Source organism: Caulobacter sp. UC70_42 (assembly GCF_044056025.1).
Taxonomy (GTDB): domain Bacteria; phylum Pseudomonadota; class Alphaproteobacteria; order Caulobacterales; family Caulobacteraceae; genus Caulobacter.
This window is the reverse complement of sequence record NZ_CP171994.1, coordinates 3,659,214-3,671,760: the sequence shown is the minus strand read 5'-3', so window position 1 is coordinate 3,671,760 and position 12,547 is coordinate 3,659,214. Positions and strand designations below refer to the sequence as shown.

General features: G+C 68.0%; 5 protein-coding genes and 4 pseudogenes. 6 read left to right on the top strand and 3 right to left on the bottom strand.

Translation table 11 applies throughout. The features are described from left to right. Window positions 1–165: 165 nt before the first annotated feature. Together ACHMW8_RS18270 and ACHMW8_RS18265 are read right to left on the bottom strand one after the other, a co-directional pair. Window positions 166–3,201 carry a glycosyl hydrolase family 28-related protein gene (locus ACHMW8_RS18270; RefSeq protein ID WP_395443349.1) on the bottom strand — a complete coding sequence of 1,012 codons (3,036 nt, stop codon included), beginning with the start codon at window positions 3,199–3,201 and terminating at the stop codon, window positions 166–168. A 22-nt stretch (window positions 3,202–3,223) separates the two neighbouring features. Then, a pseudogene (locus tag ACHMW8_RS18265) lies at window positions 3,224–6,234 on the bottom strand (glycosyl hydrolase family 28-related protein). 151 nt (window positions 6,235–6,385) lie between these two features. Between ACHMW8_RS18265 and ACHMW8_RS18260 the strand changes: the two are divergent. Next, window positions 6,386–6,973 (top strand): gluconokinase, encoded by a 588-nt coding sequence (locus tag ACHMW8_RS18260; protein WP_233586651.1) that lies wholly within the window; start codon window positions 6,386–6,388, stop codon window positions 6,971–6,973. Here the strand turns inward: ACHMW8_RS18260 and ACHMW8_RS18255 are convergent. Continuing rightward, the gene (locus tag ACHMW8_RS18255; protein WP_395443348.1) at window positions 6,941–7,618 is read right to left on the bottom strand and encodes a FadR/GntR family transcriptional regulator; all 678 of its coding nucleotides are present in this window, start codon (window positions 7,616–7,618) and stop codon (window positions 6,941–6,943) included. The two genes, ACHMW8_RS18260 and ACHMW8_RS18255, sit on opposite strands and share 33 nt — an antisense overlap. Before the next feature lie 336 nt (window positions 7,619–7,954). Between ACHMW8_RS18255 and ACHMW8_RS18250 the strand changes: the two are divergent. The 5 genes and pseudogenes from ACHMW8_RS18250 to ACHMW8_RS18230 all read left to right on the top strand — a co-directional run. Then, window positions 7,955–8,167 (top strand): annotated as a pseudogene (locus ACHMW8_RS18250) (response regulator transcription factor); the annotation flags it as partial. Window positions 8,168–8,211: 44 nt separating this feature from the next. Next, window positions 8,212–9,126: a hypothetical protein gene (locus ACHMW8_RS18245; RefSeq protein ID WP_395443347.1), complete on the top strand. Its 915-nt coding sequence runs from the start codon at window positions 8,212–8,214 to the stop codon at window positions 9,124–9,126. A gap of 126 nt (window positions 9,127–9,252) precedes the next feature. Next, a complete protein-coding gene (locus ACHMW8_RS18240; protein ID WP_395443346.1) occupies window positions 9,253–10,413 on the top strand; it encodes a hypothetical protein in 1,161 nt (386 codons plus the stop codon). Then, window positions 10,406–12,466: pseudogene (locus tag ACHMW8_RS18235) on the top strand (glycosyltransferase); the annotation flags it as partial. The gene ACHMW8_RS18240 and the pseudogene ACHMW8_RS18235, both read left to right, overlap by 8 nt. Next, window positions 12,421–12,543: pseudogene (locus tag ACHMW8_RS18230) on the top strand (hypothetical protein); the annotation flags it as partial. The pseudogenes ACHMW8_RS18235 and ACHMW8_RS18230, both read left to right, overlap by 46 nt. Between the last annotated feature and the right edge of the window lie 4 nt (window positions 12,544–12,547).

Sequence of the window (12,547 nt, the reverse complement as noted above, 5' to 3'; positions counted from 1 at the left end):
TTTCATTGAGACCACCGTTCGGTGGCCTGATCGGACTATCTCAGACGATGGGACCGCTAACTATACGACCATGGTCGTATGCCCCGCGGGCGGGAGCTTCGGGCGAACGCCAACAGCCCCGAACGCGACGCGTTCGGGGCTGCTTCGCCGTCCGTCATCGGCGTTTTATCGCGGGCGAACCGCGTAGAGCGCGTGGTGGGTCAGCACGAACAAAGTCTGCTTGCCGGGGCCGCCGAACAGCAGCTGCAGCGGCCGCTCGGGAACGTCCACGCGACCCAGTTCCTGGCCGTCCGGCGCGTAGACGAACACCTGGCCGTTGGCGACATAGACCCGGCCCTGGCCGTCCGTCGCGACGCTCTCGCCGCCCCGGTCGGCGAAGGGTTTCAGGTCGGTGATCGCCCCGCCCTTCCCCACCACGCCGCTGTAGGTCTTGTTCTCGGAGCTGTTAGCCAGGAACACCCGCTGTCCCGGCTTCGCCGCCGTGAAGCCGTAGGTGTCCAGCGAGTCGGAGAACCGCAGGCCGCGATAGTCCGGCGGTCCCTGCTGAAAGACGCGGTAGGCCGGCAGAACCAGGCTACCGTCGGGCGAGACGTATTCGCGCGACTTCGAGCCGGCCATGCCACGGACGAAGAGCTCGGCCAGGGTCGGATACTGGTAGGTCTCCGGGTCGATCTGGTCCTTGAACTCACCGTTGTTCCACCAGTTGACCGGCAACACGGTGGCCGCGCCGGCGTGGTCGGCGGTCGGCGTCGCGGCGATCACCGTCACCTCGGTGTCCGGGCTTCCAGGCTTGAAGCTATAGACCGAGCCGTTGCGGCCGTCCGACGACAGCACCAACAGGTTCCCCGAGGCGTCGACCGCCAGGTTGACCGGATCCAGGGTGTTGTCGCGCACGATCGACAGCTTGCGGGCGTCCGACCAACTGTAGATGCGCTGATGCTTGCGATCGGCGAAGTACAGCGTCCCGGCCGCGTCCACCGCGCCGCCGCCCAACGAATAGAAGCCGTCGGCCAGCTTCTCCACCGTCGCGCCGGCCGGGAAAACCGAGGGCGCGACCGGCTTCGAGACGGCCGGAAGGTCCAGCACCGCGAACTGGCGCTCGCGCACCTCCAGGCCGTTGGTGACGTCCTGGATCGCGTTCTCGTACGGGTACTTGGTCAGCCGCAGGAAGGTCGCGCAGCCGTTCTCGTCGCAGGTCCCCAGACCGCTCTCGCCATTGACCGCCACGTTGCGGAATCGGATGTCGCGCGAGTTGTAGACCCGCACCGCCGCCGGCGCCGGCTTGCGCGTCCGGGTGACGCGATAGCCGTGATAGTTGGCCAGCAGGATGTTGTGGGAGTCGCGGATCTCCAGCGAGACGGTGTCCTCGCCCTCCCCGGCCTCCTCCTCGGTCTGCGGCGCCAGGAACTCCCAGTTGGCGACACGGTTGAGGGTGATCTCGGTGCGCACGTGGTGCTCGACCGAGGCCTGGTAGACGTGACCCGGCGTCGTGGTGTCGGAAACGTAGATGCCCGTATAGGCATAGGTATTGGGGCTCCAGACGTTGGCGAACGTTCCGCCGCCGCCGTTGGTCACCCACAGGCTGGGATACTGCCCCGCCCAGCGCTTGGCCGGGTCGGCGTCGCCGGTTCCGTTGGCGTTGTAGGGAATGACCCGCGTCCCATCGAACAGGTTGGTGCCGTGGCCGCCCTGAAACTTGACGTCGTTGACCATCGAGGTCGCGCCGGCCGTCCATAGCAGCGCCGTGGCGCGCGGATTGGCGCCGTCGGTGTAGAGGCCCAGGCCGAAGACGATGTTGTCGCCCCCCTTCGCCGACTCCACCAGCGCCTTGGGCGCGCCGACGCCCTGATAGGCGGGCGTCCCGTGGGGCAGGACGATCTGGGTCAGGCTGGGATGCAGGCCGACAAGCACGGTGTCGGGTTTCAGCTTCAGGGTGTCGGTGACGCGGTAGAAGCCGGTCGGGAAATAGACGACCCGATGGCCGTCGATCGCCTTCTGGATGGCGGCGGTGTCGTCGGTGACGTTGTCGCCCTTAGCGCCCAGCGTGCGGACATTCGTCCAGTCGGCGGTCGGCGGCAGCGGCCGGATCGCGGGCGCGTTGACCTTGGGAAAGGCCTTCAAGGGTTCGGCCTGGAGGTTCGTACGGTACTCGCCCATCTGGCCGGGGGCCGGCACGGTGAGGCCATGGTTGAAGGCGGAAACGTGGTAGGTCGCCCCCTTGCCGGCGACCGTCTTGCCGCTGTCGCGGAAGCGGGCGAACACCGGGGTGTTGGACGCCACGGCGTTCTCGAAGCCGACCTGAGTATAGACGTTGCGCTCGTTGGAAATGACGACGCCGGCCTTGGAGACGTTCTCGAAGCGGACGTCCTTGCCCCACAGCCAATCGCCATAGCCCTTGTCGATCTCGATGCCGACCGGCGTGTCGCGCATCGTGACATTGACCAGGGTCAGGCCAGCCTCGTGCTCGCGGATCGCCGCGTCGCGCTGGCCCTCGAAGGTCGAGTCCAGCAGCACAAAGCCCCAGGCTGGCGACGGCTTCTCGGCGAGAATGCCATAGCGACCGCCCTTGAAGTGTAGGTCCTCGGCCTCGTTGGCGACGTGGTAGAGACCCGCCAGGCCCGAGCCGATGTCGAACTCCATGTGGGTCAGCACAGCGTGCTGGGCGGCGTGGAAACGGATCGCCGTCGCGGCCGGATTGCCCTTGCCGATCTTGAAGTCGATGTTGCTCATCGCGCTGTAGAAGGTGCCGGGATTGGCGTCGGGCACGGTCTTGTCGAACGGCACGCTGCCCGGCGGCGGAAAGGCCACAGGACGGCCCGCCGGGTCGCGCTTGGCGCCGGCGAAGATCACCATGTTGGCGACGCCCTTCTGGAAGCCCGGGGTGGCGTCGGGAAGCTCGATCAGCGGCCGCGTCGCGCCGACGCCGAACACCCGCACGCCCGGCCACAGGAACAGGGTCCTGGTGATCCGATAGCGCCCCGAGGGCAGGAAGACGAGACCGCCGCCCGGCTTGGCCGCCGCCGCGTCGATGGCCGCCTGGATCGCCGCGCCGTCGTCGGCTTTGCCGTCGCCCTTGGCTTTGACCACGATGGCGGCCGGGTCGTCGGGGACCGTCGCCAGGACCGAGGTCGAGGCCCAGACGGAGCCCGCCGCCAAGCTCAGCGCGATCGAAGCCGCGCCCAACACCAGCCAATGCTTCATGGCAGCCTCCCTCACCCGCGACCTACGGGTTCACAGCGTAGAGCGAATGGTGGGTCAGGACGAACAGGGTCTTGCCGCCCTCCCCGCCGAAGATCAGTTGCAGCGGCCGCTCGGGCACGTCGATGCGACCAGCCGGCTGGCCATCGGGGCCGTACTGGAAGATCTGGCCGTTGGCGACGAACACCCGGCCCTGGCCGTCCACCGCCACGCTCTCGCCGCCGCGGTTGGCGAACACCTTCAGGTCGGTCAGCGTCCCGCCGGGCCCCACCTGGCCGCTATAGGTCTTGTTCTCCGAGCCGTTGGTGAAGAACAATCGCTCGCCGACCGCGCCGCCGATCAGGCCGTGGGCCTGCAGGCTGTCGGACCAGCGCCAGCCGACATGGTCCGGCGGCCCTTGTTGCCAGACCCGGAAGGCCGGAAGCGCCACGCTGCCGTCGGGCGAGACGTATTCCTGGGCCTTGGGTGTCCCGACGTCGCGGGCGAACATCTCGGCCAGGGTCGTGAACTCGCCCTTGGCCGGGTCGTACTGGTCGCGGAATTCGCCATTGTTCCACCAGTTGACCGGCAGCAGCGTCTTGGTCCCGGCGCGCGAGGAGACGGCCGTCGGCGCGATCATCGTCATCTGGTCCTTGGGGCCGTTCGGATCGATCGAATAGACCGCGCCTTGCGGCCCCAGCGATGACACCACCAGCAGGTTGCCCGAACGGTCGACGGCCAGGTTGGTCGGGTCCAGCGAGCTGTCGCGGACGATCTCCAGGCCCTTGGCCGCCGTCCAGCGATAGATCCGCTGGAAGCGCTTCTCGACGAAATACAGCGCCCCGTCCGCGCCGACCGTCGCGCCCGAGATCGACCAGAAGCCGGTCTCCAGCTTCTTGACGTTCGGATTGGCCGGAGGCGGCGCCGGCTGGTCATCCTTCACATCCAGCACCGCGAACTCGCGCTCGCGCACCTCCAGCTTGCGGGTCTTGTCCTGGATGGCGTTCTCGAACGGATACTTGCTGGCCCGCAGGTAGGTGCCGCAGCCTATTGTGTCGCAAAGGGCCACGCCGCTCTCGGCGTTGATGTGGACATTGCGGAAGCGGATGTCGGTCGAGTTGAACAGCTTCACCGCCGTCTCGGCCGGGTGGTACGACCGCGTCACCCGATAGCCGTGATAGTTGGCGAACAGGATGTTCTTGGAGTTGCGGATCTCCAGAGACACCGCATCGGGGCCGTCGCCGACCTCCTGCTCGGTCTGAGGCGCCAGGAATTCCCAGTTCTCGACATTGTCGAGCACGAACTCGTTGCGCACGTGGTGCTCGACCGAAACCTCGTAGATGTGGCCCGGCGTCTTGGTGTCGCTGATGTAGAACCCCGCGGAGGCGAAGGTGTTCGGGCTCCAGACATTGGCGAAGGTCCCGCCGCCGCCGTCCGTCACCCAGATGCTGGGGTACTGAGCGTCCCAGCGACCGTCGGCCACGGGATCGCCGCTGCGGGCCTGGGCCGCGCCCAGCGGCTTGCCGTCGGCGGTGGGCGTGCCGCCGCCGCCCATGATCTTGACGTCCGTGACCAGGGACTTTTCGCCCGACCGCCACAGCAGCGCCGAGGCGCGCGGATTGATGCGGCCTGTGAACAGCCCGATGCCGGACAGGATGTTGTCGCCGCCCTTCGGCGTCTCCAGGATCGGCTTCACCGCCCCGACGCCGGCGTGACGGGAATTGCCATCCGGAATGACCAGCTGGGTCAGGGCTGGGTGCAGGCCGATCAGCACGGTGTCGGCTTTGAGCTTCAGGGTGTCGCTGACCATGTAGAAGCCGATCGGCAGATAGAGCACGCGATGGCTGTCGATGGCCTTCTGCAGGGCGACGGTGTCGTCCGTCGCGCCATCCCCCTTGACGCCCAGCGTCTTGACGTTGGTCCACTCGCCGATCGGGGGCGTGGAACGCAGCGCCGGCGCGCCGGCGTTGGGCAGCGCCTTGAGCGGCGCGATGTCGGAGATCGTCTTGTACTCGCCCACTTGACCCAGGCCCGGCAGGGTCAGGCCGTAGGTGAAGTTGGCGACCCGATAGGCCTTGCCCTTGCCCGTCACCGTCTTGCCGCTGTCGCGGAAGCGCGCGAACACCGGGGTGTTGGAGGCCACCGCGTTGTCGAAGCCAACCTGGGTGAAGACGTTGTCCTCGGCGGAGATGACCACGCCGGCCTTGGAGACGTTCTCGAACCGGACGTTCTTGCCCCACAGGCTGTCGCTGTAGCCGCGATCGATCTCGATCCCGACCGGCGTATTCTTGATCGCGACATTGACCAGGGTCAGGTCGACCTCGTGCTCGCGGATCGCCGCGTCGCGCTGGCCGTCGAAGGTGGAGTCCACCAGGGTGAACTGCCAGGCGGGCGAGGTCTTCTCGGTGACGATGCCATAGCGGCCGCCGTGGAAGTGGACGTCCTCCATGATGTTGCCGGCCTGGTAGACGCCCGCGAAACCCGAGCCCAGGCGGAAGTCCATGTGGCTGAGGAAGGCGTGCTGGGCCATCCGGAAGCGGACCCGGCCGCGGCCGGATTGCCGTCGCCGATCTCGATGTCGACATTGCTCATCGACGAATAGAAGGTGCCGGAATTGGCGTCGCGCACCTTGGCGGTGGCGGGCCGCACGGTCGGCACCGGCACGGGGATGTCGCCGACCTGGTACTGGTCGCCGCCGGTGAACACGACCATCGTGCCCACGCCCTCCTGGAAGCCTGGCGTGTTGGCGCCCAGCACGAACACAGGCCGGGTCGCGCCCACGCCGAAGACGCGAACGCCCGGCGGCACCAGCAGGCTTCGGCTGATGCGATAGCGACCCGACGGCAGGAAGACCAGGCCATGACCCGCGCCGTCTCGGGCGGCGTCGATGGCCTTCTGGACGGCGTCGGTGTCGTCGGCCTTGCCGTCCCCGACACCCTTGACCGTGATCGCCCGAGGATCGTCAGGCGCCTTGGGCAGATACGAATTCGAAGCCGCGGCTTCCGCCACGACGGGGCACGCAGCCACCAGGATCGCCGACAACAGGATCGCTCTCATGCTGCTCCCCAAATCTACTTTGGGACTAGTGATAGAGCGGTCAGCGTGGGCGCCCACCGCGACCATGGTCGTAGTTACGGCTCGTCGACACGCCGCTAGAACCCCAACCTCGGCGTGTCGATCTCCGACACCTTCCGGTCGAGGACACCGCTTGCCGCCATCGCGCCCAGCACGCTCCACCAGTTTCGCCGTCGTCGTCATGGGCGTCAGCGGCTGCGGAAAGTCGACCCTTGGCGCCCTGCTGGCCGGCGCGCTGGACTGCCCGTTCCTGGAAGGCGACGAGTTTCACGACAGCGGCGCCGTCGCCAAGATGCGTGCGGGCCAGCCCCTGGCTGACGACGACCGCTGGCCATGGCTCGATCGACTGGGCGCGGCCACCGGGGAGTCCCTGACAACGCAGGGCGGCGTCGTGGCGGCCTGCTCGGCGCTGAAACGCAGCTATCGCGAGCGACTGCGCGAGGCCATAGGGGCGCCCACGCGGTTCGTCTTTCTTGACGCACAACCAGACGAACTCATGCGCCGCCTCACCCAGCGCGCGGGCCACTATATGCCGGCCAGCCTATTGAACAGCCAGTTGGCCACCCTGGAGCGTCCGGACAGCGACGAGGCCATCCTCACGCTCGACGCCGCCGCCTCGCCCGAGCGTCTGCGGGACCTGGCGCAGACCTGGCTCGAGACCATCGCTCGGCCAGCCAGCGCCACGCGCCTAGGGCATGAGCCGCTTCCGCCCCCTGGATAGATGCCAGCGCATGGCCAGAGCGGCGCCGTCGCCGTCCTGCGCTCGGATCGCTTCCACGATCATCTCGTGCTCGCGCATCATCTCGGCGATCGCTTCCGGCGGCCTTGACCGCGAGATGTCGACGCCGGCGCGCATGATGCGGTCGACATCGGCCTCCAGCGCCTCGAAGGCGGCCAGGAAGGCCGGGTTGGCGGTCGCCAGCACGATCTCGCGATGCAGCGCCATATCCTCCGCGTGGGCCGGCGCGCTCGACATCAAGGCGGTGCGCAGCCTCGATAGCGCCGCCTCGATCGCCATCATTTCCTCCGCCGAGCGTCGCACCGCCGCCAGCCGCGCGGCCTCGGCTTCCAGCACGAAGCGCACCTCGTAGCTGCCCATGGTCGACGGCAGCTCGGACAGCGGCATGTAGGCGCTCAGCTTGTCCGACGGCCGGTTCTTGATGAACGAGCCCGCCCCGCGCCGCGCCTCGGTGATGCTGTCGGCGGCGAGGCGCACCAGGGCCTCCCGCACGACGGTGCGCGACATGCCGAACATCTCGGCCAGCCGCGCCTCGGACGGCAGGCGGTCGCCAACCTCCAGGCCATCGCTGTTGATCATCTCGACGATGCCCGTATAGGCCCGATCAGCCAGGCGGCCTTCGCTCATCGCTCTCCCCTTCGTTGACGCCACCATCGGGCCATTCGCGTCGCGAGGCCAACCCCCACGCTCCGCAACCGTGCGCCACCCAAAAACCTGTATGACAGATTTCGGAGATATAACGACGCCGACGCGATGTTCACGCTCACATTTCTAAAATCGCTTGAATTGGTCCAACAGATAACGCTAACATCCGAAATCAGCGAACCGGGCCCAGCCGACTCACAGCGGCAGCGAGAAGCCGGTCGCCGCGCCTCCGAACACGGAGGCGCCGGGACGAGACAGAGGGGTTGACGCATGACCACGATGGACATCCGCGGCGCGGACCAAGGCTTCGAGACCGGGCTGGGCGCTTTGACGCCGACCCAGATGAAGGTCCTTGAGGGCGTCAATCTGGGGCTGCTGAACAAGCAGATCGCCCACGATCTCGGCATCGCCGAGGCCACGGTGAAGGCGCACATGACCGCGCTGATGCGCAAGCTCAACGTCCACAATCGCACCCAAGCCGCCATCGCCGCACAGTCCCTGGCTCAAGGCCTGCGGTCCGCCGGACGCTAAGCCCGCGCTTGCCAATAGGGGCGCCCTCGCGCTAGCGCAGAGCCATGCCCCTATTCGCGGATATCTGGCGCGTCGGCGTGATCGAGAGTTCCATCCAGGCCGTCGCCGCGGCTGGGGGCCTGCACGCCGCCCCCGTGCGTTGGCTGCCGGAGGAGCCGTCCTACAGATTTCTGGCGGACCCGTTCGGCCTGTGGCGCGACGGCCGGATACACCTGTTCGCCGAGGCCTACGACTACCGCACGCGGCATGGCGTCATCGACTATCTTGAGCTGGACTCCGACTATCGGCCGGTCCGCCGCGAGACGGTGATCCGCGAGCCCTGGCACCTCTCCTATCCCGTCGTGTTCGAGGCCGACGGCGAGACCTGGATGACGCCGGAGGCCTTTCGATCGGGGACCTTCACCCTCTATCGCGCCCAGCGCTTCCCGGACGTCTGGGAGCCAGTGGCGAAGATCGCCTTCGACACCCCCGCCATAGACCCGACCTTCTTCCAGTGGGAGGGACGCTGGTGGTGCGCCTATTCGCCGGACGGCGCGCAGCGTGACAAGCAGGGCAAGATGCACCTGGCGCACGCCGATCGCCTCGAAGGCCCCTGGACGCCCCATCCGGGCAATCCGGTGCGGATCGACCTGGCCAGCAGCCGGCCGGGCGGCACGCCCTTCATCCACGAAAATCGCCTTCACCTGCCGGTTCAGGACTGCACCCGCACCTACGGCGGCGACCTGCGCCTGCTCATCGTCAACGTCCTGACCCCCAACCGCTTCGAGGCCGAGGCGACAGCGATCCTCAAGTCCCCTGTCGACGCCGGCCGCTATACGGGCGGACGCCATACCCTGGCCGCCTGCGGGCCCGTGACCCTGTTCGACGCCAAGCAACAGAAGGTCTCGCCACGTGGCCTGGCGATCGACATCGCCCGCAAAATCCGCGAGCGCGGGGCGAAGGCTGGGCGCTCCGCCTGACGTCCCGCCGCGCGGCGCGGTGTCACGGTCGCGCTTTTTTCACGAACCAGTACGGCTCCGCTCGATCGGTGTCGTCAGACTGGTATGCGGATTTGTTTCCTCTTCAATCACGACCAAGTCCATCAGGTGGCGCATAGCCTGCCGATCGCCCTGGCGATGCTGGACGCCAATCTCGACGCCGAGATCATCATCGCGACGTCGAACGCCCGACTGACGGCCGAAGTGACGCGATTGAGCGGAGGCCGGGCCGGCCTGCCCGTCGTGGAACTGGGCCTGACACGCCGGTCCAGCCAGCTTGCGAACCAGATGCTGGAGCGATTGCTCCCCGCCGGCAAGCTGCTGTTCTACCGCGACAATCTCGACTTCTTCCGCTCGGTGGACGTGCTGGTGGTCGCCGAGAAGACCTCGCTGATCCTCAAGACCAAGTTCGGTCTGGACAACCTCAGGATCGTCCACACGCGTCACGGCGCGGGGGACCGGGCGGTCGGCTTCGACCCCGCCAGCGCCCTCTTCGACCATGTGCTGGTTTCGGGTCCGAAGATCCGCGAGCGACTGGTCAGCGACACCGGCGTGAGTCCCGAGGCGATCTCGGTGGTCGGCTATCCGAAATTCGACCTGGCCTCGGCCGCCCCCGCGCGGCCGCTGCCGAACGACGGTCGTCCGCTGGTGCTGTACAACCCCCACGTCTCGCCGCACCTGTCGTCGTGGTTCACCGTCGGCCGCCAGGTCCTGGACTGGTTCGTCGACCACCCCGAATACCAACTGATCTTCGCGCCGCACGTCATGCTGTTCGAGCGCCCGTTCACGATCAGCGTCGACAAGCTACGCATCGACCGGCCCGGTCGCCTGGCGGCGCGACACCTGAACGCGCCGAACATCCATATCGACCTGGGCAGCCGCGCCTCGACGACCATGACCTACACCCAGGCCGCCGACATCTATCTTGGCGACGCCAGCAGCCAGGTCTACGAGTTCCTGCTGCGCTCGCGTCCCTGCATCTTCCTGAACCCGCAGGGCCATGACTGGCAGAACGACAAGAACTTCGGACACTGGAAGATGGGCCGCGTGATCAACGGCGTGGATCAGTTGGGCAGCGCGCTCGAAACAGCCTCGACCGACCACGCCGCCGGCTACTGCCATGTCCAGCGCGAGCAGTTCGAGAACAGCTTCGACCTGACCGAGGAGCCCTCGGCCCGTCGCGCGGCGCGGGCCGTGGCGGCGTTCGCGGGCCTGACCGCGCCTTTGCTGCAGCCGATCGCCGAGTTCGTCCGTGTCGCGAATGGCTGAGGATCGCGGCGCGCTGCGCGGCATCTTCGGCAACACCTTGCGTCTCCTGAGCGGCAAGGCCGGGGCCGGGATCATCAGCCTCGTCTATATCGCCCTGGCCGCCCACGCCCTGGGCCCGAAGGACTACGGCATTCTGGTTCTGGTCCACACCTATGTGCTCGCCGTCGGCGGCGTCATCGAGTTCCCGGGCTGGCACGCGGTGGTGCGCTATGGCGCCCAGGCCCTGCTGGCCGGAGACGAGCGAAGGCTTGCCCGCCTGCTCAAATGCGCCGCCGCGTTGGAGCTGGCCTGCGGGGTCGTCGCCGTCGTGATCTCGGCGCTGCTCGCGCCGTGGATCGGCGCCAAGCTCGGCTGGTCGGCGCGCGCCATCGAACTGAGTCTGCCCTACAGCCTGGCGGTGCTGGCCACCGTGCGCGCCACGGCCGCTGGCTATCTGCAGGTCACTGGACGCTTCGGCCTGCTGGGCGTCCACAGCCTGGTTCCGCCCGTCGTGCGCCTGATTGGCGCCGTCGTCGTCTGGATTGGCGGCTGGGGGCTGGTCGGTTTCCTTTGGGCCTGGCTGGCCGCGGCCGTGCTGGAATGGGCCGTGATGTGGATCATGGCCTTCGCCGTCATGCCCCGGTCGCTACGCGGGCTTGCCCTGGCCGCCGATCCCCGCGGCGTGCGCGCCGAGAACCCCGGCATTGTCCGCTTCATGCTGGGCGCCAACGCCGATGTGACCTTGGCTGAACTGGCTGCGCGCGTGACGCCGCTGGCCATCGGCTGGCTGGGCGGCCCGGCCGCCGCCGGCCTCTTCGCCATCGCCCAGCGCGCCACCACCGTGATCGCCCAACCCGCCCAGAGCCTTGGCCAGGCGGCCTACGCCGAATTGGCCAAGCTGGCCGCCAGGGGGGAGACGGCGCTGGTCATCTCGACGATCGCCCGCGCCAGCGGCGTGACCATGGCTATCGCGATCCCGGTCTGCGTCCTTTTCGGCCTGTTCGGAGACACGTTCGCCCGGCTGATGGGCGGTGATGGGTTCGCCGCGGCCGGCGGGCTGATGCTTTGGCTGGCCATCGCCCGCACCCTGCTGCTCTGCGCCCCGCCGCTGAGCGCGGCCCTGACCGCCCTCGGTCGTCCCGGCCTGTCGGCCACCATGAATCTGATGGGCAGTTTCAGCCTGGTCGCCATGTTGTCGATCGCCCTGCCCGACTGGGGCCAGGGCGCGATCGGTCCTTGCATCGTCGCGCAGGCGGTGCTGACCATGGCGCTGCTGGCCGCGGCGTTGGCCACCCAGGCTCGTCCGTCCGCGAGCACGCCCCGAAACCGCGTAGTATGGCCGCCTGACATGCGTATCGCCTATGTGATCAACTCCGTCGAAGGCGGCGGCGCTCAATCGCCTGTTCCCGCCATCGCCCGGGTGCTGCGCGACGAAGGCGCGGAGGTCGCGGTGTTCGCGCTCAGCCGCCGCGACGGCCGAGGCGCCGTCGCCATGGAGGCCGCCGGCTTGGACGTACGCGTCTGTCCGGCCAGCGAAAAACAGCAGATCGCCGCCCTTCGCTGGCTCCACGCCGAGCTGAAGGCCTGGGAGCCCGATGTGGTCTGGACCTCCCTGACCCGCGCCACCCTGATGGGCCAGATCGTCGGCGGCTGGCTGGGCAAGCCGGTGGTCAGCTGGCAGCACGCCGCCTTCCTCAAGCCCGCCAACCGCGCCCTGCTGCGCTGGCGGCGCTCGGCGTCGGCCCTGTGGATCGGCGATTCAGAAAGCGTCACCGCCCTGACCGCCGAACGGATCGCCCCCGATCCGGACAAGCTGGTCTGCTGGCCGATCTTCTCTGTGGACGCCGACGCGCCCCAGGCCAAGCCGTGGCGCCCGGGCCAGACCCTGCGGCTCGGCGCGCTGGGCAGACTGCACCCCGTGAAAGGCTATGACGTCCTGCTCGAGGCTCTGACCCAGTTGAAGGCTCAGGGCTTCGCGCCCGCCACGCCGTTCGAGGTGCTGATCGCTGGCGATGGCGGCGAGCTGGAGCGGCTCGAGGCCCAGAAGGCGGAAGCCAGTCTCGACAATGTCCGGTTCGTCGGTTTCAGCCAGGACCCGCGGAGCTTCCTGGCGACCTTGCATCTCTATCTGTCCAGCCCTCGCGCTCGGAGGGCC